General features: G+C 70.7%; 20 protein-coding genes. 9 read left to right on the forward strand and 11 right to left on the reverse strand.

Features of this window, described 5'->3' with window-relative positions; all coding sequences use genetic code 11:
* Nucleotides 1-11 precede the first annotated feature (11 nt).
* From HRC28_RS01765 to HRC28_RS01775, 3 genes are all read right to left on the reverse strand, one after another.
* Nucleotides 12-2147, reverse strand: a complete 2136-nt coding sequence (locus HRC28_RS01765) for a DEAD/DEAH box helicase (protein ID WP_182378384.1) — start codon at nucleotides 2145-2147, stop codon at nucleotides 12-14.
* Nucleotides 2148-2572: 425 nt separating this feature from the next.
* Entirely contained in the window at nucleotides 2573-4201 is a 1629-nt protein-coding gene (locus HRC28_RS01770) for a helix-turn-helix transcriptional regulator (RefSeq protein WP_182378386.1), read from the reverse strand.
* A 181-nt stretch (nucleotides 4202-4382) separates the two neighbouring features.
* A complete protein-coding gene (locus HRC28_RS01775) occupies nucleotides 4383-6020 on the reverse strand; it encodes a helix-turn-helix transcriptional regulator (protein WP_182378388.1) in 1638 nt (545 codons plus the stop codon).
* A 98-nt stretch (nucleotides 6021-6118) separates the two neighbouring features.
* Here HRC28_RS01775 and HRC28_RS01780 point away from each other — a divergent pair, with 98 nt between their 5' ends.
* Nucleotides 6119-6694 carry a hypothetical protein gene (locus tag HRC28_RS01780; RefSeq protein ID WP_182378390.1) on the forward strand — a complete coding sequence of 192 codons (576 nt, stop codon included), beginning with the start codon at nucleotides 6119-6121 and terminating at the stop codon, nucleotides 6692-6694.
* 1 nt (nucleotide 6695) lies between these two features.
* On the opposite strand, the gene HRC28_RS01785 is transcribed toward HRC28_RS01780, so the two are convergent.
* Together HRC28_RS01785 and HRC28_RS01790 are read right to left on the reverse strand one after the other, a co-directional pair.
* Nucleotides 6696-7508: a hypothetical protein gene (locus HRC28_RS01785; RefSeq protein ID WP_182378392.1), complete on the reverse strand. Its 813-nt coding sequence runs from the start codon at nucleotides 7506-7508 to the stop codon at nucleotides 6696-6698.
* Nucleotides 7505-9490 (reverse strand): M13-type metalloendopeptidase, encoded by a 1986-nt coding sequence (locus HRC28_RS01790; RefSeq protein ID WP_272902658.1) that lies wholly within the window; start codon nucleotides 9488-9490, stop codon nucleotides 7505-7507. The genes HRC28_RS01785 and HRC28_RS01790 overlap by 4 nt, the downstream gene beginning before the upstream one ends.
* 103 nt (nucleotides 9491-9593) lie before the next feature.
* Between HRC28_RS01790 and HRC28_RS01795 the strand changes: the two genes are divergently transcribed.
* From HRC28_RS01795 to HRC28_RS01805, 3 genes are all read left to right on the forward strand, one after another.
* Nucleotides 9594-10130: a CAP domain-containing protein gene (locus HRC28_RS01795; RefSeq protein ID WP_182378394.1), complete on the forward strand. Its 537-nt coding sequence runs from the start codon at nucleotides 9594-9596 to the stop codon at nucleotides 10128-10130.
* A 124-nt stretch (nucleotides 10131-10254) separates the two neighbouring features.
* Entirely contained in the window at nucleotides 10255-10794 is a 540-nt protein-coding gene (locus tag HRC28_RS01800; RefSeq protein WP_182378396.1) for a CAP domain-containing protein, read from the forward strand.
* A gap of 49 nt (nucleotides 10795-10843) precedes the next feature.
* Nucleotides 10844-11359, forward strand: a complete 516-nt coding sequence (locus HRC28_RS01805) for a CAP domain-containing protein (protein WP_182378398.1) — start codon at nucleotides 10844-10846, stop codon at nucleotides 11357-11359.
* 19 nt (nucleotides 11360-11378) lie between these two features.
* Here HRC28_RS01805 and HRC28_RS01810 read toward each other — a convergent pair whose 3' ends face one another.
* Complete coding sequence (locus HRC28_RS01810; RefSeq protein ID WP_182378401.1) at nucleotides 11379-12347, reverse strand: NADPH:quinone oxidoreductase family protein; 969 nt, start codon at nucleotides 12345-12347, stop codon at nucleotides 11379-11381.
* 82 nt (nucleotides 12348-12429) lie between these two features.
* Between HRC28_RS01810 and HRC28_RS01815 the strand changes: the two genes are divergently transcribed.
* Nucleotides 12430-13995, forward strand: a complete 1566-nt coding sequence (locus tag HRC28_RS01815) for a hypothetical protein (RefSeq protein ID WP_182378403.1) — start codon at nucleotides 12430-12432, stop codon at nucleotides 13993-13995.
* Nucleotides 13996-14008: 13 nt separating this feature from the next.
* Here the strand turns inward: HRC28_RS01815 and HRC28_RS01820 are convergent, their stop codons facing one another.
* Nucleotides 14009-15364 (reverse strand): GH1 family beta-glucosidase, encoded by a 1356-nt coding sequence (locus tag HRC28_RS01820; RefSeq protein ID WP_182378405.1) that lies wholly within the window; start codon nucleotides 15362-15364, stop codon nucleotides 14009-14011.
* Between the two features lie 64 nt (nucleotides 15365-15428).
* Nucleotides 15429-16844, reverse strand: a complete 1416-nt coding sequence (locus HRC28_RS01825) for a family 1 glycosylhydrolase (protein ID WP_182378406.1) — start codon at nucleotides 16842-16844, stop codon at nucleotides 15429-15431.
* Nucleotides 16845-16860: 16 nt separating this feature from the next.
* Between HRC28_RS01825 and HRC28_RS01830 the strand changes: the two genes are divergently transcribed.
* The 4 genes from HRC28_RS01830 to HRC28_RS01845 all read left to right on the forward strand — a co-directional run bounded on the left by HRC28_RS01830 (nucleotide 16861) and on the right by HRC28_RS01845 (nucleotide 20569).
* Nucleotides 16861-17550: a pirin family protein gene (locus tag HRC28_RS01830; protein ID WP_182378408.1), complete on the forward strand. Its 690-nt coding sequence runs from the start codon at nucleotides 16861-16863 to the stop codon at nucleotides 17548-17550.
* A gap of 147 nt (nucleotides 17551-17697) precedes the next feature.
* Nucleotides 17698-18738, forward strand: a complete 1041-nt coding sequence (locus HRC28_RS01835) for a sigma-70 family RNA polymerase sigma factor (protein ID WP_182378410.1) — start codon at nucleotides 17698-17700, stop codon at nucleotides 18736-18738.
* A 3-nt stretch (nucleotides 18739-18741) separates the two neighbouring features.
* Complete coding sequence (locus tag HRC28_RS01840; RefSeq protein ID WP_182378412.1) at nucleotides 18742-19320, forward strand: TIGR03086 family metal-binding protein; 579 nt, start codon at nucleotides 18742-18744, stop codon at nucleotides 19318-19320.
* A 10-nt stretch (nucleotides 19321-19330) separates the two neighbouring features.
* Nucleotides 19331-20569, forward strand: a complete 1239-nt coding sequence (locus HRC28_RS01845) for a low temperature requirement protein A (RefSeq protein ID WP_237111657.1) — start codon at nucleotides 19331-19333, stop codon at nucleotides 20567-20569.
* A 48-nt stretch (nucleotides 20570-20617) separates the two neighbouring features.
* Here the strand turns inward: HRC28_RS01845 and HRC28_RS01850 are convergent, their stop codons facing one another.
* The 3 genes from HRC28_RS01850 to HRC28_RS01860 all read right to left on the reverse strand — a co-directional run bounded on the left by HRC28_RS01850 (nucleotide 20618) and on the right by HRC28_RS01860 (nucleotide 25657).
* Entirely contained in the window at nucleotides 20618-21952 is a 1335-nt protein-coding gene (locus tag HRC28_RS01850) for an MFS transporter (protein ID WP_182378414.1), read from the reverse strand.
* Between the two features lie 105 nt (nucleotides 21953-22057).
* Nucleotides 22058-23527, reverse strand: a complete 1470-nt coding sequence (locus HRC28_RS01855; protein WP_182378416.1) for an NAD-dependent succinate-semialdehyde dehydrogenase — start codon at nucleotides 23525-23527, stop codon at nucleotides 22058-22060.
* A gap of 213 nt (nucleotides 23528-23740) precedes the next feature.
* Nucleotides 23741-25657 carry a penicillin-binding transpeptidase domain-containing protein gene (locus HRC28_RS01860; protein WP_182378418.1) on the reverse strand — a complete coding sequence of 639 codons (1917 nt, stop codon included), beginning with the start codon at nucleotides 25655-25657 and terminating at the stop codon, nucleotides 23741-23743.
* Nucleotides 25658-25678 lie beyond the last annotated feature (21 nt).

A 25678-nucleotide genomic window follows, 5' to 3' on the forward strand; every position in this document is an offset into this window, starting at 1 on the left:
GGAGACGCGCCTCAGTTGGTCAGCCCGAGCACCAGCGGTACGACGGCCGCCGCCCCCGCGTCGTACAACGCCGCCGCACCGAGGGTCACCGACCACCCGGTCACGCTCCGGTCGTCGACGAGCAGGACCCGGGCGTCACGGACGGCCGCGGGATCGTCGAGTTGCAGCGCGCAGCGCCGGGACACCGCGGCGACCCGCTGGGCAGAGTTGGTGGCACCGCGGTCGGGGCCGACGGAGAGGTCGACGATCGCCCAACGACCGACGACCGGGATCTGGAGGAAGCGGGACAGCCCGCTGGCCAGGTCCGCGGTCAACTGCGGACGACGCTCCGACTCGCTGACCACGATCGCGTCGACCTTGGGCTGCCAGTCCTGCAGCATCGTCACCATCGCGCGGGCCAGCGAGACGGGGACCGGACCGTCCTCGGCGTCGATCGCGAAGAGTCCCCGCAGCGCGGCACCGTGGCCCAGGTCGGTCGCCCGCGCGATCGCCCGGCCCGTCTCGGCCGGCTGGCGGATCTTGCCGGAGAAGCTGACGCCGATGGCCGACAGACCCGTCGGCCAGAGCTTGCGCGGCTCCATCGCAACGCCCGGGCGGGCGAGCCGATCGGCAGCCTCCTCGACGGCTGCCTCGGACACGTCCGTCGACAGGGACAGGCCGCCACAGTTGTCGCAGCGTCCGCAGCGCCAGGCCGGGTCGGCCACCACTTCGGGGTCGTCCAGTTGTCCGCGCAGGAACCGCATCCGGCACTCGTCCGAGCCGAGGTAGTCGAGCATCGCCTGCTGCTCGGCCGCCCGGGAAGCTGCCACCCGCGCATAGCGGTCGGCGTCGTAGGACCACTCCTGGCCCGTTGACTCCCAGCCGCCGCGCACGCGGCGAACGGCCCCGTCGACGTCCAGCACCTTGAGCATCGTCTCCAACCGGGTGCGGGACAGGTCGACCCGCGGCTCGATCGCGGCGGTGCTCAGCGCCCGGCCCTCCTCGGCAAGGACGGCAAGCGTCTCGCGCACCAGTTCCTCACGCGGGAAGGCCAGCGAAGCGAAGTACGCCCAGATGTCACGGTCCTCGATCGCCGGCAGCAGCACCACCGAGGCACCCTCGGGGGGCAGGTTCACGCCACGGCCGGCACGGCCGACCTGCTGGTAGTAGGCGACCGGACTACTCGGCGCCCCGAGATTGACCACGAACCCCAGCGACGCGTCGAACCCCATGCCGAGGGCGCTGGTCGCCACCAGGGCCTTGACCTCACCGTCGAGCAGCGCCTGCTCGAGCGCCAGGCGCTCGGTCTGTTCGGTCTGTCCGGAGTACGCCGCCACGTTGTGCCCGCGCGAACGGAGATAGCCCGCCACTTCCTGGGTCGCAGCGACCGTCAGCGTGTAGACGATCCCGCTGCCCGGCTGCTCCGACAGGTGGTCGGCCAGCCACGCGAGCCGCTGCTCCGCGGTCTTGAGGCGTACGACGCCGAGGCGGAGCGACTCGCGGTCGAGGGACCCACGCAGCACCAAGGTGTCTGCACCGAGCTGCTCGGACACGTCGTCGGTCACGCGCTGGTTGGCGGTCGCGGTGGTCGCCAGGACGGGAATGCCGGTCGGCAGGTCCTGCAGCAGCGTGCGGATCCGGCGGTAGTCAGGCCGGAAGTCGTGACCCCAGTCCGAGATGCAGTGCGCCTCGTCGATCACCAACAGGCCACACGTCGCCGCCAGCCGCGGCAGCACCTCGTCGCGGAAGCCCGGGTTGTTGAGCCGCTCGGGACTCACCAGCAGTACGTCGATCTCCCCGGCCTGGATCGCCTGGTGCACCTGGTCCCACTGCTCCACGTTCGTGGAGTTGACCGTGACCGCCCGGATCCCGGCCCGCTCCGCGGCGGCGATCTGGTTGCGCATCAGCGCCAGCAGCGGCGAGATGATCACCGTCGGACCGGCCCCCCGCTCGCGCAACAACAACGTCGCCACGAAATAGACCGCCGACTTCCCCCAGCCCGTGCGCTGCACGACCAGCGCACGACGGCGGTCCTCGACCAGCGCCGCGATCGCGGCCCACTGGTCGTCGTACAAGGTGGCATCGGGGCGCCCCACCAGCGCGCGCAGGTGCTCCTCGGCCCGCTCCCGCGGGTCGGTCCCGGGCACGGCCGCGGTCGGTGACGTCATGGGTCGTGTCTACCAGCGAGGACCGACCAGACATTTTCCTCAACGAATCTGGACAATCGCAGGACAGCCCACCACCCTCCCGCTAATCTTCTGATTGCAGCCGCAGGAGACCCGAGACTCTTGCGGCTGCACCTTTTTTGTCTGGCGCGATCGCGTCTCCGCTGACGCTGCGGGCGAGCAAGCTCGCCGGAGTACAGCTCTCGCCGCGCTGCCGCGCGCGCAGTTGGCTTGCGCTCCGGTTGGCTTTGGTCTGGCGGCAAGCCAGTTCGCCTGGGTCTTGCGTTCGCTGGGTTTGGTCTGGCGGCAAGCCAGTTCGCCTGGGTCTTGCGTTCGCTGGGTTGGTCGGGCGGCAAGACTTTTGGGCGTTGGCTTCGCCGGCCCAGGTTCGTCGAGTGCCGCGAGGAACGAGCGGTGTATCGAGACGCCTACTGCGCTGCTTCGGTGCCCCACCAGATCCGGGCCACGTCGAACCGGGAGGCGGCTCCCCAGCGCAACAGGATGTCGCCGACGTGCTTCTCCACGCTCTTCACGGCGATGCCCAGCTCCTCGGCGACCTGCTTGTTCGTGCGACCGGCGGCGACCAGGGCCGCCACCTCCGCCTGGCGGGGACTCAGCGCCTGGCTGGGCGGAGGCGGAGCGCCCTCGACCTGGCCGACGGCGGCGAGCAGGCCCACGCGGGTCGCGACGCCGAAGGCGCACAGCACGCGGGAGATGTGCAACCGGACGGTGCCCGGCGAGACGTACAACGACGCGGCGATCTCCTCGACGCCCTGACCGGCGAGGATCGCCCGCGCCACCTCCGCCTCGCGTGCCGACAGGGCGGTCCAGCCGCCGCCGGCGATCGGGGGAAGGCGGCGCCCCGAGGCGGCGAGCGCGGCGGTCGCCGAGCGGCGTACGGCGGCGTAGCCGGTGCGGTCGCTCTCGGCGACCAGGTTCCGGAGGGTGCGCGACGCCGCTCCGACGTCGCTCCGGGCCAGTTGGGCGCGCGCGATCAGGAGGTCTCCGTCGGCCACCTCGAACTGCCGGCCCGCGGCCACGGACAACTCGACACTGCGCTTCGCGAACCCGATCGCCGCATCGGGGTCACCACTCGCCAGCGCGTGCCGGGCCTGCCCCCGCAACACGACGGTGTCCGCAATCGGATGGCCCGCGAGGCGTCCGAGTCCGACGAGCCAGGCGGCGGCTGCCTCGTCGTCACCCTCTTCGAGAGCGGCGATCAGCAGGATCTCCAGACCGAGCGCGCGGTCGATGACCGTGCACCGGCTGAGGTCCTCGTCGGCCCCCGCCCGGAAGGTCATCGCGGCGGCCGTGGTCGCGTCGCCGACCGCCATCGCACCGTAGGCCATCAGCATCAGGGCACCGCGGTCGATGTAGTCGTGGGGCGTCTCGGGCACGTGCCGGGCCGCGGGAAGCGAGACCTCGACACCCGCGTTGTCACCGGCGAAGCCGTGGACGAGTGCGGCGACCGAACCGATGACGCTCTCGACACGAGTGCCCGGGACCACCGAGGCCATCATCGGCCCGAGCAACCGGAGGGCATCGTCGACGCGGCCGGAGAAGGCGGCCTCCCGCACCTGGCAGATCACCATCAGCGGAGCGAAGGGATGGCCCGCCCAGGCCGCGGCCGGCGCCGGGCCGCTCCGGTGGACGGCAGCGGTGTCGTCGATGCGGACGCTGACCATGGCGGCCTCCGCGACGACGTAACGGACACAGGACGACCACCGCGACTCCGGCTCCGTGGCTGCGGCGGCCAGGCCGCGGGCCACGTCCCAGGCGTCACCCGGGTCGGTGAACTCGTCACCGGTAGCAGCGAGCGACAGCGCGGCAGCGCACACCGCCCGGGCGTCGTCGTCGCCCGCCGCCGCCAGTCCCTCAGCCGCGCGTGCCGTGGCATCGGCGAAGTCGCCCCGCCAGAACCCCGCGAGACCGGCCAGGCCGAGCGCAGCCGGATCTCCGTGCGCATCCCACGCGGCGACACACTCATCGATCGCCACCTCGGCCGTCCCCGCAGCAAGGTGGTCGAGCACGTCCGCCATCAAGGCCCCCCGGTCCATGGCGAGCAGCGTGCCACGACGGCCCGACTCCGAGGGGAAAATTATGCCAAAACCCCATCGCCGCCCCCGGGGCAGAACCGGGACAGTTGACGCGTGGCCGGTCGCGTCACCGGGTGCCGCAATTGTGGGGGTTGCGGTGGTTCAACACCCGGGACGGACCCGCCCGTCTTCTTGTCCGGCGCTACGCGCCGCGCTGGCCCGCGCCGGAGCCCCACCAGATACGGGCCACCTCGAACCGCGACCCGGCGTTCCACCGCTCCAGGATGTCGCCCACGTGCTTCTCGACGCCCTTGACCGAGATGCCCAGCTCGTCGGCCACCTGCTGGTTGCTCGCCCCACCCGCGACCAGCCGTGCGACCTCGGACTGGCGGGGGCTCAGCGGCGTCGGGACGCTCGCAGGTGCGACCCGGCCCTCCCCCACGGCAGCCAGCAAGCCGATCCGGGTCGGTACGCCGAACGCGCAGAGCACGCGGGAGACGTGGGTCCGCACCGTGGCTGGTGACAGGAACAGGTCCGTGGCGATCTGGTCGACCTCGAGGCCGTCCAGCACGCACCGCGCGATCTCCCGCTCCCGCTCGGACAACGCCTCCCAGCCGCCACCGGCGACGGGGGGCAGGCGACGCCGGGCCGGCTGGAGCGTCGAGGCTGCCGATCGTCGTACGGCGCGGTGGCCGCTGGCGTCCGATGCGTTGACCAGGGCCCGGAGGTCGCGGCTCGCGCCGGCGACGTCGTTGCCGGCGATCCGGGCCCGGGCGAGCACGATCTCGCCCTCCGCTGCTTCGATTCCCCGGCCCTGCGCGCGACACGCCTCGATGCTCGCCGTGGCCGCGGCCACGGCCGCCTCCACGTCACCGACGACGAGCAGATAGCGACTGCGCACCCGGTCGACCGTCGGCGCCGACGTCGGGTGCTCGGCCAGGGTCATCAGGTTCGCGAGCCAGGTCTCCGCCGCTGGCAGGTCCTCCTCGGCGAGCGCGGCGACGACGAGCATCTCCAGCCCCAGCGCCCGGTCGATGATCGTGCAGGCGCCGAGGTCGCCGTCGTCGCCGGCCTGGAAGACCAGGCGTGCGGCCGTCGGTATGTCGCCGATCGCGATCGCACCGAAGGCGAGGAGGAGCAGCACTCCGCGGTCGACGAAGTCGCGGTCGCCGTCGCCCACGACGGGCGTCAGTTCACGGCTCCGCGACACCCCGCTGGCGTCGTCGGCGTTGCCGAGGACCAGGCCCGCCACCGCTTCCACGACGCCCTCGAGACGCGACCCGGGTTCGGTCGCCGCACGCATCGGCTCGATCAGGGCAGTGGCCCGGTCGATCTGCCCGGAGAACACGGCTGTCCGCACCGCGCAGGCCACCATCATCGCGGCGAACGGGTGGCCGGCCCACGCCGTACCCACCATCGGACCCGAGGCCACCACGCGTTGCGCATCGGCCAACCGGGCGCCGACCAGTGCGGACTCCGCCAGCAGGTAGCGAATCGACGTCCACCACGCCGAGTCCGCGTCAGGGGCGGCTTCGAGGAGTGCCCACGCCGTACTCCAGGCCGGCTCCGGACGGGCGTCCGGGTCGCCGGCCGAGGCAAGTGCTGCGGCCGCCAGCGCCAGTGCCCGCGTCTCGTCGTCCCCCGACTCGGCCAGGGCGCGTTCGGCCCAGGCGGTCGCGCCGGCGAAGTCGCCCTGCCAGAACCCGCAGACGGCGGCGAGGGCGGCCGCCACCGGATCACGGTCCGCGTCCCACGCGGCAGCGCACTCGGTGGCCGCAACGGGGGCCGTGCCGTGGCCGAGATGGGCAAACACCTCGCCCACCCAGCCGGCCCGATCCATGGTGGGCAACCTAGTCGATCCGCGATTACGACGATCCCCTACTACCGCGTCCCGCCGCCGCACGGGAAAGTCGGGCGTTACCTATGAGGGGGACGTGCATGAAGCGCGCTTGGTTGGCTGGCCTGATGGTCGTCGGTGCACTCGCAGCAGGCTGCGGGGGCGACGGCGACAGCAACGACGCCGGGGATGCCGGCGACAACACGAGCGCAGCGGAGTCGAACGGGGACGACTCGGAGGGCACCGACGCCGCCGAGCTGCCGAAGTTCTGCGACCTCCTCACGACTGATCAGGTGGCCGCGGCTGTGGGGGCTGCGGTCACCCTGGTCACCGGGCCGTTCGACGCCTGCGAGTTCGATCAGGAAGACCCCCGCGCCGTCAGCGGGTCCGTGGGCGCGGTCGAGGTCGACACCGGCAACGGCGGCTTCGAGGGCTATCAGTCCGGAATCAGCGCGTCCCTCGGCAACCTGACCAATCATCCCATCGACGGTCTCGGCGACGACGCCTTCGTCACCACCGGCACCTTCGGCGGCGGCGAGAGCCTGCAGACCGCAGGGGGCGTCCTGGTGGGCGGCACGGTCTACACCGTGAACCTGTCACAGGCGTCCGGCATGACGGACGGCGAACTCGTCGCCATCGCCGAGAAGCTGCTGAAGCTGCTGGTCGACGCCGCCTGATTCATCGGGCATCCGCTCTGGTCGAGTCGTGCGGGTGAGAGCGACCCCCACGTTGCTCTCGCCCGTTCGAGTCGGCCGAGCTCTCATTGACCAGCTCCGACTCGACACTGCCGTCGAGGTCAGACCACAGGGTCACGCCGCCGCGGTCGACCTCGTCCACGTGCGCCTGAAGCCAGGAGCCGCCGGCATCCGCCGGCCTCGTGACAGTGATCCGGCTGTCGCTGATGCGGCCATCGCTGCGCCGCCGGGCCTCCTCGTCGACGGCGACCAGCACACCAGCGTCCACCTGCGTCAGATCGAAGGCGAGGCGGTCACGGACCGTCTCGCCCATCCACTTCTCCAGGACCTCGCCATCCCACCGCCACACCTCGGCGAGATCACCCGGCTCGGCGGGTGGGACCGTCACCTGGGCTTCGTCGACGCCGTAGGTGCGCAGCATGAGGACGCGGGTGGCACCCGTTGCGTCCGTCAGGGCTGCCCGGAGATCGGCGAGCCCCTGAGGGGTCGCGATCGGTTCGTACCGCTGCTCCGACGGCAGCAGCCCGGGCGCGTCCTCGCCACCCGGACGGTCCACCGCACCCCAGACCGAGACCGCCGCAACGAAGACGCCCAGCCGGATCCACTTGTTCCGCGTACGTCGTTCCTGGCCGCGACGTACGGCCTCTTCGGCCACCGGGTCGATCTCGCCCTCGACCGGCAGCGACAGGCCGTCCCCGTCGAGATGCTCCTCCAGCACCTCGTCCCGGCCGGGCCGGAGGTACCGAGGCCACCTCTCCGAACGTGCCGAGATCGGGCCGAGGTCCTCGCCGCTCACCAGATCCGGACGCGCGCCTCGGGCTCCAGCCACAGCCCGTCGCCGGGCGTGGTCGCGAAGACCTCGTGGAACTCATCCAGGTTGCGCACGATGTTCGCGCGGAACTCCGGCGGGCTGTGCGGGTCGATGGTGAGGTACTGCGTCTCCTGCTCGATCCGGCGCTTGGTGCGCCACACGTAGGCCCAGTTGAAGAACAGCGTCTTGCGGTCCTCCAGCGTTGCCTCGGTGCCGGCGGCCTCGGCCGCGATCAGGAACGCGGTGTGCGCGATGGTCAGGCCACCGAGGTCGCCGATGTTCTCGCCGACCGTGAGCGCGCCGTTGACCTTCTCGTCGGGCAGGTTGCGCGGGGAGAAGGCGTCGTACTGCTCGATGAGCGCCTTCGACTTCACCTCGAAGGCGGCCTTGTCGTCGGCGGTCCACCAGTCGTTGAGGTTGCCCTCGCCGTCGTACTGCGCACCCTGGTCGTCGAAGCCGTGGCCGACCTCGTGGCCGATCACGGCGCCGATGCCGCCGTAGTTCTCGGCCGGGAGGGCGTCGGGGCTGAAGAACGGCTTCTGCAGGATGCCGGCCGGGAAGCAGATCTCGTTGGTGCCCGGGTTGTAGTAGGCGTTGACCGTCTGCGGCAGCATGAACCACTCGTCGCGGTCGACCGGCGCACCGATCTTCGCGAGCTGGCGGTCGGTCTCGAAACCGGCCGAGGACTGCGCATTGGCGACCAGGTCGTCGCCGACCACGGTCAGTGCGCTGTAGTCGCGGAACTTCGTCGGGTAACCGATCTTCGGGCGGAAGGTCGCGATCTTGTCGTACGCCTTCTGCTTGGTCTCCTCGGTCATCCAGTCGAGCTTGCCGATGGACGTCTTGTACGCCGCCAGCAGGTTGACGACGAGGTCGTCCATCATCGCCTTCGACGTCGGCGGGAAGTGCCGGTCGACGTACTCCTTGCCGACGGCCTCACCCATCGCACCCTCGACGAACGACACGGCGCGCTTCCAGCGGGCCCGCAGCTCGGGGGTCCCGGACAGCGTGCGGCCGTAGAAGTCGAAGTTGGTCTGCACGAAGTCGTCCGAGAGGTACGGCGCCGCGGAGCGCAGCACGCGCGAGGTGAACCAGTCGCGCCAGGTCTCGATCGGCGTCTCGTCGAGGACCTTCGAGAGGTGCTCGAGGTACGACGGCTGGCGGACCACGACCTCGGCAATCGTGGCCTGCGGACCGGTGAGCTGCCCGCCGAGGTTCGTGACATAGGCGTTCCAGTCGAACGCGGGGCACAGGGCGCGGAGCTCGTCGCCGGTCAGCCGGTTGTAGGTCTTCTGCACGTCGCGCGTCTCGGAACGCTCCCAGTGGCCCAGGGCGAGCGCGGTGTCGAGGTCGAGGATCCGCTGCGCGGCATCGGCGGCATCGGTGTGACCGCCGAGGGTGAGCAGCCGGTCGAGGTAGGCGAGGTAGGCCTCGCGGATCTCGGCGAACTTCTCCTCGCGGTAGTACGACTCGTCGGGCAGGCCCAGGCCGCCCTGGACGAGGTGGAACAGGTAGCGGTCGGACTGGCGGTCGTCGGTGTCGACGTAGGACCCGAAGAGGCCGTAGCCACCGATCCGCTCGAACTCGCCCAGGAAGGCGGCGACATCCCGGACGTCGCGCAGGCCGGCGACCGCGTCGACGAGGTGCTGCACGGGAGCGAGCCCGGCCGCCTCCACCCGGTCGGTGGCCATGAACGAGTTGTAGAGATCGGCGATCTTGCGGGCGTCCTCGGTCGACGTGGTCGATCCTGCGCCGGTGGTCGAGTCCGTCGAGACCGCCAGCTCGGTGATGATCGCGCGCACGTCCTCCTCGGCCTGGTCGGCCAGCTGGACGAACGGCCCCCAACTCGACCGGTCGGCGGGGATCTCCGTCTCGGTCAGCCAGGTGCCGTTGACGTGACCGAAGAGGTCGTCCTGCGGGCGGGTTCCGAGGTCCATGCCCGGACGGGCGTCATCAAGGATGCTCACAGACCGAGCCTAGGACCTCGACGCAACGGCGAGCAGTCAGGACCATCGTCCTGATTTTCCGCGTCGACCTCAATCCGGAGAGCCCGGCGTCGATGGGTGGTCCATGGCGAAGAAGATCGGACTCCTGCCCTGCCTCGTGCTGGGGCTGGTGCTCAGCGTGGCTGGTGCACCGGCCGACGCATCGCCCGGCCCGACGGCCGCAGCACACCTGACGCCGGGCGCTGCCCACGGCGCGCTCCGGGTCGGCCTGGTCCAGCGGGTCCTGGAGGATCGGGTCCTGGTCCTGACCAACCGCCAGCGGCGCGCCCACGGCTGCCGCGCGCTCCGTGGCTCCGCGGCCCTGCGCAAGGCGGCTCGTGGCCACACGGTGACCATGGCGACGCGTGGCGTGATGTCGCACCAGCTTCCGGGCGAGGTGAAGTTCTCGACCCGGATCACCCGCGCTGGCTACACCCGGTGGCGGCTGGTGGCGGAGAACGTCGCTCGCGGGTTCAGCGGCCCCGCCGCCGTCGTACAGGCCTGGATGAAGAGCCCCGGCCACCGCCGCAACATGCTCAACTGCCGGTTGCGCGACCTCGGTGTCGGCGTGGTCCTGCACAACGGCCAACTGTGGTGGACCCAGAACTTCGGCCGTCGCTGACCCCTACCGACGGGCCCATACCGACAGGATGGCCGTTAGCCGGGTAACGCTAGTCCGATCGGACTAGCGCAGACCGAACGCGCCACCGGTGTGCCGAGGGGTACCCCGAAGTGACGATTGACACATGCGTCACTGGGGGATCAAAAACACTGTCATCGGCCTGCTCGTCGTCATCGGAGCCGCCTTCACATCTACCGCTGGAACCACCGCAGCAACCGCTGCTCCGGCACCGACCACGAGCGTCATGAGCGCACCGCTCGCCGGGCGCTTCACGGTCAACGCCGTGCTCGAGGGCGCCGTCCTGACGCTCACCAACGTCAAGCGGGTCGCCGTCGGCTGCCGGCCGCTGAGGCTCAACCTCGACCTGCGCCAGGCCGCCCGCAAGCACTCGTACCTGATGGGCCGCAACCGCGTCATGTCCCACCAGTTGTCGGGCGAGCCCCGCCTGGGCCGACGGGTCACGCTGGCCGGCTACACCGGCTGGCGCAAGGTCGCCGAGAACATCGCCGCCGGGTTCAGCACCGCTCGCCTCGTCGTCCGGGCGTGGTGGAACAGTCCGTCGCACCGCCGCAACATCACCGACTGCTCGCTGCGCGAGATCGGCATCGGCGTCGTTCCCTACGGCGGCCGCATCTGGTGGACCCAGGACTTCGGCCGACGCTGATTTTCCTGTTGTCGCCCGAAAGGGCACAACGCGCCACCATGATGTCTCCGTGCGCGCGCTCTTTACCTTGATCGGTACGACGGCCGTCCTTGCGGGACTGCTCGCCGGACCGTCCGCCAACGCCGCTCCCCCGGGAGCGGCGTCGGCCGTGGCGGGGCCGGCCCGGGCCAGTACGGCCGCGCTGATGGAGCGGGACGTCGTCACCCTGATCAACCGGGCGCGGGCCCGCAAGGGCTGCGTCGGCCTGCGCGTCCTGTCGTCACTGCAGAACTCCTCGGGGCGGCACGACGCGCTGATGGCGCGAGCGCGGCGACTGTCCCACCGGTTGCCGGGCGAGCCGACGCTGCGCAACCGGGTCTCGGCCGCGGGCTACACCAACGCCCGGATGCTCGGCGAGGTTCTGGCCGCCGGACCGACGACGCCCGCCTCGGCCGTGCGGAAGTGGATGAACAGCTCGACTCACCGGGCGCTGCTGCTCGACTGCCGGTTCCGCGCCGTGGGTGCCGGGTACGCCCTCAGTGCGGACGGCAACCGCTGGTGGACCATCGACTTGGGTCGTCGCTGACGCTGAGCCGCTCGGCCATTCAATGCGAGCGGATGCGCACGACGGACTTGCCGAGGGTCGCTCGCGCGTCCATGTCGGCCAGCGCCTGGCCGAACTCGTCGATGCCGTAGACCTTCCCGATCGGCGGCTTCACCGCACCGGACTCGATCATCGGCAGCAACTGGTTCCACTGCTGGTTCATGTAGCCCGGGTGCGAGAACGCGTACTCGCCCCAGCCGACACCGCGCACGTCGGTGTTGTTGAGGAGCAACCGGTTGACCTTGACCTCGGGAATGCCCTCACCGGCCGCGAACCCCACGACCAGCACCCGGCCCTGGCTGCCCAGCGAGCGCAACGAGTCGGTGAACAGGCTGCCGCCCACGACATCGAGGACGATGTCGACACCCTTGCCTCCGGTGAGCACCCGGGCAGCGTCCTTGAAGCCCTCGACGGCGATCGCCTCGTCGGCGCCCGCGGCCAGGGCGAACTGCCGCTTCTCCTCGGTGCTCGCCACGGCGATGGTGCGCGCACCGAGCCCCTTGGCCACCTGCAGGGTCGCCGTACCGACGCCACCGGCAGCGCCGTGGACGAGGACCGTGTCGCCCGCGCGCAACCCGCCGCGCTCGTCCAGTGCGAACAGTGCAGTGAGGTAGTTCATCGGCAGCGCGGCGGCCTCGTCGAAGGTGATCGAGTCGGGCAGGGCGAACACGTTCTCGCTCGAGCCGATGACCAGCTCGGCCGCGCCGCCGTACCCACCGACGCCCGCGACGCGCTGGCCCGGCTCGAAGCCGGGTCCGGAGACGACGACGCCGGCGTAGTCGACGCCGAGGCTGAAGGGCGGCTCGGGACGCAACTGGTACTCGCCGCGGCTCAGCAGCAGGTCCGGGAACGACACTCCGACCGCATGCACCTCGATGAGCACGTCGTCCGGGCCGGGGGTGGGGTCGGCGACGTCGCGGACGATGACGTCGGCTGGACCGGTGGTGGTGAGGACCTGGATGGCACGCATACCGGCAGGCTAGTGGTCGGCGCCAGCGCGCGGCCCCGGGCGTTTGGCGTTTGCATGGCCCGGCCCCGGGCACATCACTCCCGTGAGCGACAACTACTGGGCCGACTGGCAGCAGAACAAGCGGATCGACGCAGCGGAGGAACAGCTCGCCCTCGAACGCCGCGCCCGCAACCGTCTCAGCGAACAGATGCGCACGCAGCAGGGCAACCTGCAGGGCCAGATCGACCGGCTCACCCGCGCCCTGGTGGCCCTGGTCGAGCACGAGGACATCCGTGCCGAGTTGGGTCAGTACGCCGACGCGGCCGGCTGCCGACGCTACGCGCGCGAGGTGGTGTCGACCGTGATCGTCACCGGCGGAGCCGCGTTGCGGGGCGCGGTCGACCCGGCCGACGTACCCGGCTACTGGCTCGCGGCAGCAGCGCGGGGCGTGGCAGCGACCGCGCGAGGCGATGCCGGTGGCGATGCCCTGCTCACCGAGGCCGGACACCGCGATCCCCAGCGGGCCGCTCTCTTCCTGAGCCTGCTGAGCGCCCAGACCCGCGACCCGCGCTGGGCGACGAGCCCGCTGGAGCGGGTCCTGCCGGACCAGCCCGCCATCTCCGTCGCGCAGCGCGAGATCTGGCTCGCGATCGCCGACGGACGCCTCGCACCCACCCACACGGACGCCGTCGCCGAGCTCGTGGCTGCCCTGACGCAGCAGGTCGCCGCCCAGGCCGACGCTGCCGACCAGGTGGCAACGTGGCTGCAGGCCGAGGCCGGCACCACCCGGGATGCACTGGCCGCCGAGCAGGCCGCCACCCAGTTGAACACCCTGCGCCAGGTGCTCGCCTCCGGTGCGCGCAGTGACCGCGGCGCCGTGGAACCCGACTCCATGATCGCGGCGGTCCTGCGCGCCGATCGCTCCGCCGAACCCGCGCCCGTCGCCACGTCGGAGGACCCGCTGGCCGACTGCCTGCGCTCCCTCGTCGACGAAGGTTCTCCTGCTGAGGGCGACATCCTCGACCGGATGGCGACCGTGCGCGTCGACCTCGGCTTCCTCGACGAACGCACCGCGACCATGACAGCGGACTGGTCCTCGCCCGTGGGCGACGTCGTCGCCCTGCTCCTGTCCGACCTGGAGGATGCCGACTCACCGCGCTTCGCCGTCGCGCGCCAGGTCCTCACACCGACCCTGCTCCCGCTCGCCGACCAGCTCGCGCGTCAGGCGGCCGTGCCCGTGGAGGACACGCGCCCGGTGAAGGTCGCCGGCGGGATCGCCACGGTCGACACGACCGGAGCCACCGCCGCATGGCAGGCGGGCGTCCTCGAGGCGGTCACGCGACGCAATCCGATCAACCCCTTCCTCCTGCCGATCGGTGCGGGCCTGATCATGCTCGGCCTGGTGTTCGCCGGGCTGACCTTCGTGGCCACGGGCTGGCTGGTGCTGGCCATCGCCGGGATCCTCGGCGGCGCGGGCGCCCTGTTCGCCTCCTTCCGCGAACGTACCGACCTCGCCGAGGAGAAGGAACGGACCCTCCGGTCCACGGAACGCGACCTCGCCGTCGCGGCCGAGACGCTCCGGGCCGACAAGGCCCGCGGCGTGACGGCGGCGGCCGCTGCCCAGGAGCACCTCTCGGCAGTCCGGGACACGCTCCAGCAGCGGGTCTGACCGACCGTCGGGGTCAGGCGCGCTGTGCGTGCCGGGCCACCAGGTCGGCGTACCAACCGAAGGACCGCTTGGGGGTGCGCACCTGCGTCTCGTAGTCGACGTGCACGAAGCCGAACCGCTTGGTGTAGCCCTCGGCCCACTCGAAGTTGTCCATGGTCGACCACGCGTAGTAGCCGCGCACGTCGACGCCGCGCTCCGTCGCCTCTGCGACGGCGGTGAGGTGGGCCTGGTGGTAGTCGATGCGCGGCTGGTCGTCGATGACGCCCTGCTCGTCGGGTCCCATGTTGTAGGCGCACCCGGACTCCGTGATCACGATCGGGGGTACGGCGGCCCGGAGCCGTGCACGGAACATGATCAGCCACTCGCGCAGGGCATCCGGGACCACCGGCCAGCCGAAGTCGGTGACGGGATAGCCGAGCACCTCACGGAAGTCGAACGGGAGCTCCGCGTCCTCGGAGGCCGCGCCGATCCGCATCGGGTTGTAGTAGTTGATGCCGTAGAAGTCGAGCGGCTGGCGCATCGTCGCGAAGTCGCCGTCGCGCACGTGGTCCTCGCACAGCATCATCAGGTCGTCGGAGTAGCGGCCGAGCAGCATGCCCTCGAGGTAGTGCCCGTTCCAGATCAGGTCGAAGATCTTGGCGGCGCCGACGTCGGCGGGGTCGTCGCTCGCTGGCCAGATCGGCGCATGGTTGTTGGCACAGCCGACGCTGGTCGCCCCGGCAGCGCGCAGTGCGATCGCCGCCCGTCCGTGCGCCACCAGGAGATGGTGGCCGACGCCCATCGCGTCGAACATGAGTTCCTTGCCGGGCGCGTGGATCCCGACGCCGTACCCCATCAGGGTGACGACATTCGGCTCGTTGACGGGCACCCAGTCGGCGACCCGGTCGCCGAGGCGCTCGCCGACGATCGCGGCGTAGTCGGCGAACCGGTCGATCGTGACGCGGTTGAGCCAGCCGCCGTCGTCCTCCAGCGCCTGGGGCAGGTCCCAGTGGAAGAGCGTGGCCATCGGGCGGAGGCCGGCCTCGAGCAGGCCGTCGACGAGGCGGTCGTAGAAGTCGAGACCCGCAGCGTTCGCCGGCCCACTGCCGGTCGGCTGGATGCGTGGCCAGGCGATGGAGAAGCGGTACCCCGGAGCACCGAGCTCCTTCATCAGGGCGATGTCCTCGGGGAAGCGGTGGTAGTGGTCGCAGGCCTCCGCGCCCGTGGACCCGTCGGCGATCCGGCCGGGCTCGGCGGTGAAGGTGTCCCACACCGATCGGCCGCGTCCGTCGGCGTCGACGGCCCCCTCGATCTGGTAGGCCGCCGTACTCGTTCCGAAGACGAATTCCTTCGGGAGCCGGTCGGCCAGGTCCCTCTCCCGGTCCGCCATGGGCTCACTTTCCCATGAGGAACCTGTTCCAGTCTGCTGTTCGGAAAGGGATTCCGAACAGCGGTCAGGCGGGCCGGTCGGCGTGCACTTTTCGGTGAGCCGCCACCAGATCGGCGTACCAACCGAAGGACCGCTTGGGGGTCCGGGCCTGGGTCACGTGGTCGACGTCGACGAACCCGTAGCGGGGCACGAACCCGTCCCCGCCCTCCCAGGTGTCGAGGAGCGACCAGACGTAGAAGCCGCGGACGTCGACCCCCTGGGCGATCGCGTTGGACACGGCGTCCAGGTGGCGGGTCAGGTAGGCGATCCGCTCGGCGTCGTCGATGGTTCCGTCCGTGCCGGGTGCCACGGTGTAGGCCGCACCCGCCTCGGTGATCACCAGCGGCGGCAGGGCTGCGCGGTAGCGGGCACGCGTCATGATCAGCCACTCCTGGAGGGCCTCGGGTACGACGGCCCAGCCGGTCTCGGTCTGCGGCCGACCGAGGATGTCGAGGAAGCGGAAGGGTGACTCGTCGTCGCCGCCGTCGTACTCGCCACCGTCGTACTCGTTGACGTCCTCGCCGTCATCGTCGAACGCGGCACCGACCCGGAGCGGCGTGTAGTAGTTGACGCCGTAGAAGTCGAGGGGCTGGCGGATCACCAGGTGGTCCCCGGGCAGCGCGATGCCCTCCAGCAGCGGGGCGATGTCCGGGGGTTGGCGACCGAGCAGCATGCCCTCGAGGAAGAGCCCGTTCCACAGCGCGTCGAAGAGCTTGGTGGCGCCCACGTCGGCGGGGTCCTCGGAGGCCGGCCACATCGGCGCGTGGTTGTTGGCGCACCCGATCCGTTCGGCTCCTGCGGCCCGCAGGGCGGCGGCGGCGCGGCCGTGTCCGAGCAACAGGTGGTGGGCAGCGGGCAGCGCGTCGAAGAGCAGGCGGCGCCCCGGCGCGCGCTCACCGGTGCCGTAGCCGAGGTAGGCGGTGACCGCTGGCTCGGCGACCGGGATCCATTCCTTCACCCGGTCCGCGAGGCGGTCGCCGACGATCGTTGCGTACTCCCCGAACCGGTCCGCCGTGTCGCGGTTGAGCCAGCCGCCATCGTCCTCGAGGCCCTGGGGCAGGTCGCCGTGCAGCAACGTGACCATCGGCTCGATGCCCGCCTCGAGCAGGCCGTCGACCAGTTGGTCGTAGAAGTCGAGGCCCGGCGCGTTGACCGCACCGCGGCCGGTCGGCTGGACCCGCGACCACGAGATGCTGAACCGGTAGCCCGGCGCACCGAGCTGGCCCAGGAGCGCGACGTCCTCGCGGAAGCGGTGGTAGTGGTCGCAGGCGATCGCGGGCGTGGAACCGTCGAGGATCCGGCCGGGTACGGCGGCGAAGGTGTCGAGAATGCTCGGCCCGCGACCATCGCTCGCAGCGGCGCCCTCGATCTGGGCGGCAGCACTCACCGTGCCGAACCGGAAGCCCGCAGGGAGCCGCGCTGCGAGGTCGGCGTCGGACACCGGCACAATCTGTCACGTGAACGTGGAGATCCGCAGGGGTTCAGTCCGGTTCGTCGAGCGCGAGCGCGGGCGGCTCAGCAGGCATGGCTTCTCGTTCGGGCCGCACTTCGACCCCGAACGCCTGGCGTTCGGGCCGATGGTCTGCCACGACGACCACGTGCTCGGTCCCGGCCTCGGATTCGAGGAGCACGCCCACGAGGCCATCGACATCATCACGTGGGTGGTGTCCGGGTCCGTGGTGCACACCGACGGCACCGGTGCCTCGGTGACGCTCGGCGCAGGCGAGTGCGGAGTACTGACCGCTGGCGCGGGCGTGCGGCACTCGGAGATCGCCGGCCCCGACGGGCCCGTCCGCTTCGTGCAGGTCTGGCTGACCGCCGACGACCCCGAAGCCGCGCCGGCCCACGCCCACGCGTCGGTGGTCGCCGAGCCCGGCGCCGGACTCGTGCGCGTCGTCGGCGACGGCGGGCCGCTCGGTGTCGGCGTCGCCGGAGCGACCCTCGACGTGGTCCGTCTCGAGGCGGGCGAGGTCCTCGCGCTCCCTGTTGCCCACCAGGTGCACGGCTACATCACCACCGGCGCGCTGCTGCGGTTCTCGCTGGCCGAGCCGCTGTCGGCAGGAGACGCGTTCAGCCTCACCGGCCAACCGTCGTACGACGTCACGGCGGCGGTGCCGACGGAGATGCTGATCTGGTCCTTCGCCTGAGCGGTTTCGAGGCTCGCTTCGCTCGCACCTCAACCACCGGGCTCGCCAGATTTCGCTCGCACCTCAACCACCGGAGGGGCCACCGATGAGTTTTCCGGTCGACCCCGGTCAACTCGTCAGGCACACTGGCGACACACAGGGGTAGCGATGGGAAGCGCGACGGTGACCGAGATCGAGACGGCAGTCGACACGGCAGTGGTGGGCAGCGAGGAACTCGCTGACTTCGACACCTTGACGGGCCGCTATCAGCGGGAGTTGATGGCGCACTGCTACCGGATGAGCGGGTCGGTGCATGAAGCCGAGGACCTCGTCCAGGAGACGTTCCTGCGGGCATGGAAGGCGTCGGCGAACTTCCAGGGCCGCTCGTCGGTTCGGACGTGGCTCTACAAGATCGCCACGAACGTCTGCCTCACGAACCTGGAGAGCAAGCCGCGGCGCCCCCTCCCCACGGGCCTCGGTACGGCGGATTCCGCTCCCGCCGACGAACTGCTCGAGGACCACGAGGTCCCGTGGCTGGAGCCGATCCCGGATGCTGCGGTCGAGGTGGCCGAGCGCGACACGATCCGGCTCGCGTTCATCGCGGCACTGCAGCACCTGCCGGCCCGGCAGCGTGCCGTCCTGATCCTGCGCGACGTGCTGCGCTGGTCGGCCGCGGAGACCGCGACCGCCCTCGACACCACGACGGCCGCTGTGAACTCCGCCCTGCAGCGCGCGCACGCCCAGCTCGCCGACCGCGGCCTGACGCCGGAGACGGTCGAGGCCGATCTCGACTCCGCCCAGAAGGGACTGCTCGACGCGTACCTCGAAGCATTCTGGCGCAAGGACATCGACCGCATCGTCCAGCTCCTGACGTACGACGCCACATGGGACATGCCGCCGTTCCTCAACCACTACCGCGGTCCGGCGAGCATCGGCGAGCTGATCGGCACCAAGTGCCCCGGCGGGGTCGCCGACATGCCGATGGTCGCCACGACCGCGAACGGGCAGCCCGCATTCGGTCTCTACATGCGCCAGCCCGAGGGTCACTTCGAGCCGTTCCACCTGCAGGTCCTGCAGATGGTCGGCCGGGGCGACGACACCCGGGTCGAGCACGTGACGGCCTTCTTCGACACGGCGTTGTTCGCCCGGTTCGGTCTCCCCGAACGGCTCCCGGCCGACTACGTGCCGGACCTCGCCCCGGCCGGCTGAGCCATGTCCGCAGTTCCCGGACTCCAGCCGATGCCGACGGACCCGGGGGTGGAGTTGCTCGAGCGCGCGCTGGCCTACACGCAGGGCGCCCTCGTCACGATCACTCCCGCGCACCTGGGCCGCCGCACGCCCTGCACCCAGTGGCGCCTGGTCGACCTGCTCGCCCACATGGAGGACTCCCTCGACGCCTTCGCGGAGGGCGCGACCGGTGTGATCAGCCTGCACAGCGCCGCGCCGGCACCCGTCGGCGACCAGATCGCGGCCCTGCAGACCAAGGCGTGCGGCCTGCTCGGCGCGTGGGCGTCGGCCACCACGCCGTTGGTGGAGGTGGGCGGACGTCCGGTGCCCGTCGGCACCATCTCCCGCCTCGCCGCACTCGAGATCGCGACGCACGGCTGGGACGTCGCCCGCACGACCGGGCACGACGCCACCGTGCCCGACGAACTGGCCGAGGGCCTGCTGCCGACGGCTCTCGCGGTGGCGCTGGAGCAGCACGGCGAGTTCGGGTCGCCCGTGCCCGTCAGCGCCGACGCCGGACCGGCGCGCCGATTGCTCGGCCTGCTGGGACGCCGCGACGCCTAAACTGCGGCGCATGTCTGAGTCCGTGGTGGCACACCGCAAGCAACGAATGACCGGGCGGGATCCCGACGAGCACCACCGGGTCGCGACTCCCCTCGAGTTGCTGTTCGACCTGACCTTCGTCGTGGCCTTCGGTACGGCGGCCAACGCACTGGCCCATGCCTTCGCGGAGGACCATGTCGGCGCCGGACTCGCCGGCTTCGCGTTCGCGACCTTCGGCATCTCGTGGGCCTGGATCAACTTCACCTGGTTCGCGTCGGCGTACGACACCGACGACTGGGTCTACCGGCTGACGACGATGCTGCAGATGGTTGGGGTGCTGATCTTCGCGCTCGGCCTGGCGCCGATGTTCGAGTCGATCCACGACGGCGACCATCTCGACAACGACGTGATGGTGTGGGGCTACGTCGTGATGCGCGTGGCAATGGTGTTCCAGTGGTGGCGGGCCAGTCGACAGGACCCCGCACGACTCAGCGCCCACCGCGCCTACATCGGCTCGATCATCGTGGCGCAGGTGCTCTGGTGCGCCACCGCACTGATCGACCTGCCGGTCACGACGACGTTCGCCGTCATGGTGATCCCGTTCCTGGTCGAGATCGGCGGCCCGGCGTACGCCGAGAAGCGGTGCGGCGGCACTCCCTGGCACGCACACCACGTGGCCGAGCGCTACGGCCTGATGGTCATCATCACCCTGGGCGAAGGGATGATCGGCACGATGGTCTCGCTGACCGCGCTCTCCGAGGACGGCCTCACCCTGGACGTGGCGCTGCTGGCGTTCGCCGGCACGGCACTGGCGTTCGGCATCTGGTGGATGTACTTCGGCGTCCCCCACGGCGAGATCCTGGAGGCCCGGCGGGAGGCCTCGTTCGTGTGGGGCTACGGGCACATGGTGCTCTTCGGCGGCATCGTCGCCATCGGAGCCGGACTGCACGTCGCGGCCTACTACCTCGAACACCACACGAAGCTCGGCGTCACCGCATCGGTCCTGACCGTGGTGGTGCCAGTGGCGGTCGTCATCGTCGCCTACTACCTGCTCTACTCGGTGACCACGCGGTCGGCCGATGCCTTCCACCTGCTCCTGATGGCCCTGACCGTGATCCCACTGGTCGCGGCCGTGCTGATGGCCGCCGGCCACGTGGACATCACCTGGTGCCTGGTCGTGCTGTCGCTCGCCCCGTGGGTCACCGTCGCCGGCTACGAGTCCGTCGGCCACCGCCACCTCGCGGCGACGGTGGCGCGCCTGAAGGGATGACCCTGTCTGCGTGTTGATTGATATCAATCAACACGCAGGGGACCTGTGTCAGTCGCTGAGCGGGTGCGCCAGTTCGTCGGCAGGCAACTTCGCCCACACCACCGCCACGATGGCCGCGACCCCGGGCACGATCGCCGCGATCGCGAAGGTGGTCTGGAGGCCGATCAGTTCGGCCACCGGGCCGGCGATCGCCATCGACACGGGCATCAGGCTGACGGAGACAAAGAAGTCGAGCGAGGCGACGCGCCCGAGCAGGTGCGGCGGCACGCGGCGCTGCAGCAACGTCCCCCAGATCACCATCGGGGCGGAGAAGAAGGCGCCGATCACGAACGCTGACGCCGCGATCACCCACACGTCCTGCGCGAAACCGATCAGCAGGAACGGCAGGCAGCCCAGGCCCCACATCAGGTTCATCCAGGTGAGGTAGCGGCGCGGCATCCGGATCGAGGCCATCGCCATGGAACCGACCGCACCTCCGATGCCGAAGCAGGCCAGCACGATCGCGTGATCGCCCGGCCCACCGCCGAGCTCGTCCTTGATGAGGAACGGGACCAGGACCTCGAGCGGGCCCATCAGGACCAGGATCATGATCGATGCGAACAGCAGCGTGGCCAGCAGCCACGGAGTCTTCATCATGTAGACGAAGCCCTCGCGGATGTCGGCGATCGCCGTCGCGACCGCACCCGCCGGGCCGGTCTCGGGGTCGTCAGGCGCGATCTCCCGTCGTACGGGGGTCAGTGGAACCGTGGTCAGCGCCAGCAGACCGATCAGGCTGAACGTCGCAGCGACCCCGAGCGCAGCCGAGGACGACGCGGCGCCGACGACGACACCGGCGACACCGGGGCCGATCGCCTGACCCACGGTCGGGCGGACCATGCCCTCGAAGCCGTTGACCGCCATCAGGTCCTGTTCGGGGACCAGCGCCGGCAGCCAGGCGGAGTAGGCCGGGTAGTAGAACGCCATCGCCACGCCGGTGCTGAACGACACGGCCGCTAGGTGCCACAACTGGGTGAGGTCGCCCCACGACAGCAGCGCCACCACCGTCATGCCGGCCAGTTCGACGGCCGCGACGACGAGCAGGATCAGTTTCTGCGGGATCCGGTCGGCCACGACACCGCCGAGCAGGGCCGGGAGCAGGACTCCGACCGCACCAGCCGTCGACACCACGGAGAGCTGCCCCGGGCCACCGTCGATCCGGATGACCTCCCACACCAGTGCCACCACCCACACGCCGCTCGCGAATGTCTGCAGCACGAGCGCAGTGCCGAGGCGACGGTAGGCGGCGTGGCGGAACGGCGTCAGCGCGCGCGGGAGGCGCCGCCCGGAGGGCTCGAGGCCGGGTCCTTCGGGTGGCGGTGCGAGGGGGGTGATCTGATCAGTCATGGCGGTCCTTTGAAGTGTGCCTGTGAGGACCGACATCGGCCACTGAATTCATCGGCGCATCCAGCCAACAACCTCAAGCAACCTTGAGGTCAAGCCACGGCGTCGCTACGGGGCGGGCAGGGCGACGTACGTCGTGTCGAGGTACTCCTCGATGCCCTCGAAACCGCCCTCGCGACCGAACCCGCTGGCCTTCACGCCACCGAACGGCGCGGCCGGGTTGGAGACGATGCCTGTGTTGATGCCGAGCATCCCGGTCTCGAGTCGCTCAGCGAGCCGCAGGGTGCGCGCGAGGTCGCGGGTGAAGGCGTAGGCAGCCAGGCCGTACTCCGTCGCGTTCGCCAGTGCGATCGCCTCGTCCTCGGTGGTGAACGTCGTGATCGGGGCGACCGGGCCGAAGGTTTCCGCGGTCACCGCGTCCGCGTCCGCTGGTACGTCGACCAGGACCGTCGGCGGGTAGAAGAATCCTGCTCCGTCGACCCGCTGACCACCCGTGAGCGCCCGCGCTCCCCGGGCCAGGGCATCGTCGACGACCGCAGCAACGGAAGCGACCGCCTTCGCGTCGATGAGCGGACCGACCTGGATCCCGACGTCCTGGCCGCGGCCGACGCGCAAGGCGCCCATCCGTTCGGCCAGCCGGGTCGCGAATTCGTCGGCGACCGGCGCCTCGACGAGGAACCGGTTGGCCGACGTGCAGGCCTCCCCCATGTTGCGCATCTTGGCGAGCATCGCGCCGTCGACCGCCGCGTCGAGGTCGGCGTCCGCGAAGACCAGGAAGGGCGCGTTGCCGCCGAGTTCCATCGACACCCGCTGCAACTGACCGGCGGACTGCTCGACGAGGCGCTTGCCGACCGGAGTCGAACCGGTGAAGCTCACCTTGCGCAGCCGAGGGTCGGCCATCAGGGTGCTGCTCAGCCCGGCAGCATCCTCGGTCGTCACGATGTTCAGGACCCCTGCGGGCAGGCCGGCTTCAGCAAGGAGCCCGCCGAGCAGCAGCATGGTCAGCGGCGTCTGTGCGGCCGGCTTGACGACCATCGTGCAACCGGCCGCGATGGCGGGTCCGATCTTGCGCGTCCCCATCGCGAGCGGGAAGTTCCACGGCGTGATGAACAGGCACGGACCGACCGGCTTGCGCACCGTCAACAGCCGACTGCCACCCGCGGGATTGTGCATCCAGCGGCCATGGATGCGGACCGCCTCCTCGGAGAACCAGCGCAGGAACTCCGCGCCGTAGGTGACCTCACCCTTGGCCTCGGCGATCGGCTTGCCCATCTCGAGGCTCATCACGAGCGCCAGGTCGTCGGCGTGCGTGGTGACCAGGCCGAACGCCCGGCGCAGGATCTCGCCGCGCTCGCGGGGTGCCGTCGCTGCCCAGGCCGGCTGCACGGCGACCGCCGCATCGAGGGCCGCCCGGGCGTCGTCCAGGGTGCCGTCGGCGACGTCGGTGAGGATCGACCCGTCGGCGGGATCGATGACGTCGATCCGCGCACCGTTGGCGGCCGGGACCCAGTGGCCACCGATCAGGAGTTGGCGTCGCGCCTCCGGAAGCAGGTGGGTCAGACGCTCTCGAAAGCTCATGCCCCCAGCCTGCCACCACTCGCGTCACCACTCGGGTCAGGCCACCCGGGACTTTGGTCCCGGGTCGAAATGGCCGACCGGATGAATGTCCGATCGGCCCCCTCCGCAGTCACCACTGACGGGGTATCTTGGACGCAGTCGTTCTTCGGAGGGAGCACCGAGTCGACAAGAGCCCGTCGTTGACCCCATGCAATGACGGGCTCGCTCCATTTTTCAGCCAGCGCGGCGAAGGAAGTCCTCGATCAGCGGGCCGGCGGTCTGCGAGCCGGAGACGCCCGTCTGCACGAACACGGCGACCGCGAGGTCACCCTGTGCTGCGACCATCCAGGCGTGGGTCTTGATGGTGCCGTCGGCGGCGTACTCCGCGGTTCCGGTCTTGGCGATCACCGGGGCACCGGGGACGTCCGCGAGGCCGCGACCACTGCCGTCGGTGACCACGCCGCGCAGCATCTTCTTCAGCGCCGCGGCTTCGTCGGCCGTCAACGGTGCGGCCTCCTTGGGCACACTCACGTCGACCTGTTCGAGCAGTCGCGGTACGACGGTCTTGCCTGCCTGAACGCTCGCGATCACCGCGGCCATGGCCAGGGGCGAGGCCAGGACCTTGCCCTGGCCGATCAGGTCGGCGGCGGCCTCGGTCTCGCTCGCGGGGTCGGGCACCTCGCCGAAGAAGGCGGGAAAGCCGAGGTCGTGGTCGATGACGAGCCCGAGGCTGGCGGCGGCTGCGGCGAGGTCGCCGTCGTCGACCTTGGCGCGGGCGTTGATCAGGGCGGTGTTGCAGGAGTTCGCGATCGCCTTGCTCAGCGGAATCGTGCCGAGCGCCGAGGACGGGTAGTCGGAGTAGTTCTTGAACCGCTTGCCGTTGACGGTCGTGGTCGGCGCACACTCCACCGGGGAGTCCGGCGTCAGGCCGGCCCTCAGCAGCGCCAGCGAGGTCACGATCTTGAAGGTCGAGCCGGGCGCGAACTGCCCGTACGCGGCGTAGTTCTGCTCGGGTGATGCCGCGGCCAGGATCGCGCCGTCGCTGGGGCGGATCGCGACGACGGCCGACACACCCCTGACTCCGGACAACACGTCCTCCGCGATCTTCTGGGTGGATGCGTCGAGGGTCAGCGAGAGCGGTCGGCCCGCCGCGGCCTCGCGGTCGTAGAGGGTGCGCTTCTTCGTCTCGCCGTCCTCGGGGACGGCGTACACGACCCGGCCGGTCGTGCCGCGGAGCTGGTCGTCGTACCGGCTCTGCAGGCCGGAGAGGCCGGCGATGTCGCCGGTGCGGTACTTGTCCGGGTTCTTCTCGACCATCTCGCCGGTGACCGGTCCGACGCGGCCCAGGATCGGTGCGGCGAAGTCGCGGGTCGGCGCCAAGGCGATCTCGTCGTTGACCTGGTGGGCGCCGTCGATGGTGCGCACGCCCGTCTGGACGGCGGCCGGGACCTCGCCCTCGCGGTAGGTGATCGCCTCGACGAACGCCCGGTCACCGGCGCTCCGAACGGCCTTGACGAAGGGGGGCGCGTCGATGTCGACGAGTTCGGCCAGTGCCTTGGCCGATGCGGGAGCCTTCGCTGCGTCCACCCGCGTGCGGTCGATCCCGATCCGGATCACGGCGCGCTCGGTGACCAGGACCTCGCCACCAGCGCCGGTGATGTCGCCGCGATCCGTCGGTTGGGTGACGGCGTCGAGGATCTCGCCGGCCTGCAACGTGGGCTCGACGATCGACGGCGCCCACGTGACGCTCCACTTGTCGTCCGCTTCGGTGAGCGCGACCTCGGTCTCGTAGGCCCAGGCCGCGCCCTTGCTCTCCGGCCACGACCAGCCGAGTGTTGCGGTGCCCTTGCCGTCCTCGGCGCTGAACTTCTTCACCTCGATGTCCGGCACGATGCCGTCCATGTCGTCGATGATCGCGGCGTACTGCTCAGCCACCGTGGCCCCTTTGACGTCACCGAAGTCAACGGTGGTGAACGCGTCCGGCTGCGGGTTGCCGGCGTCCTCACCGTCCGGCGCCGCCGCCGCGGCCAGCGCCGCCGTCAACTGGACCGCCAGCGAACGGCCCAACTTCTCGTCGTCCCCCTGACCGCTGCAGGCAGCGAGCCCACTGACGAGGAGGAGGGAGCCGAGGGTCACCGAGATCCGACGCATGCCGATGGTTCTACCAGCACG

This window comes from Nocardioides sp. WS12, from assembly GCF_014108865.1.
Classification (GTDB): Bacteria; Actinomycetota; Actinomycetes; order Propionibacteriales; family Nocardioidaceae; genus Nocardioides.

What these genes read in the sequence shown, in the direction of transcription:
- HRC28_RS01770 (WP_182378386.1), bottom strand. Translation starts at nt 4,201, where the DNA reads ATGGACCGGGGGGCCTTGATGGCGGACGTGCTCGACCACCTTGCTGCG.
- HRC28_RS01820 (WP_182378405.1), bottom strand. Translation starts at nt 15,364, where the DNA reads ATGGCGGACCGGGAGAGGGACCTGGCCGACCGGCTCCCGAAGGAATTC.
- HRC28_RS01840 (WP_182378412.1), top strand. Translation starts at nt 18,742, where the DNA reads ATGTCCGCAGTTCCCGGACTCCAGCCGATGCCGACGGACCCGGGGGTG.
- HRC28_RS01835 (WP_182378410.1), top strand. Translation starts at nt 17,698, where the DNA reads ATGGGAAGCGCGACGGTGACCGAGATCGAGACGGCAGTCGACACGGCA.
- HRC28_RS01845 (WP_237111657.1), top strand. Translation starts at nt 19,331, where the DNA reads ATGTCTGAGTCCGTGGTGGCACACCGCAAGCAACGAATGACCGGGCGG.
- HRC28_RS01800 (WP_182378396.1), top strand. Translation starts at nt 10,255, where the DNA reads ATGCGTCACTGGGGGATCAAAAACACTGTCATCGGCCTGCTCGTCGTC.
- HRC28_RS01810 (WP_182378401.1), bottom strand. Translation starts at nt 12,347, where the DNA reads ATGCGTGCCATCCAGGTCCTCACCACCACCGGTCCAGCCGACGTCATC.
- HRC28_RS01775 (WP_182378388.1), bottom strand. Translation starts at nt 6,020, where the DNA reads ATGGATCGGGCCGGCTGGGTGGGCGAGGTGTTTGCCCATCTCGGCCAC.
- HRC28_RS01765 (WP_182378384.1), bottom strand. Translation starts at nt 2,147, where the DNA reads ATGACGTCACCGACCGCGGCCGTGCCCGGGACCGACCCGCGGGAGCGG.
- HRC28_RS01860 (WP_182378418.1), bottom strand. Translation starts at nt 25,657, where the DNA reads ATGCGTCGGATCTCGGTGACCCTCGGCTCCCTCCTCCTCGTCAGTGGG.
- HRC28_RS01795 (WP_182378394.1), top strand. Translation starts at nt 9,594, where the DNA reads ATGGCGAAGAAGATCGGACTCCTGCCCTGCCTCGTGCTGGGGCTGGTG.
- HRC28_RS01850 (WP_182378414.1), bottom strand. Translation starts at nt 21,952, where the DNA reads ATGACTGATCAGATCACCCCCCTCGCACCGCCACCCGAAGGACCCGGC.
- HRC28_RS01780 (WP_182378390.1), top strand. Translation starts at nt 6,119, where the DNA reads ATGAAGCGCGCTTGGTTGGCTGGCCTGATGGTCGTCGGTGCACTCGCA.
- HRC28_RS01855 (WP_182378416.1), bottom strand. Translation starts at nt 23,527, where the DNA reads ATGAGCTTTCGAGAGCGTCTGACCCACCTGCTTCCGGAGGCGCGACGC.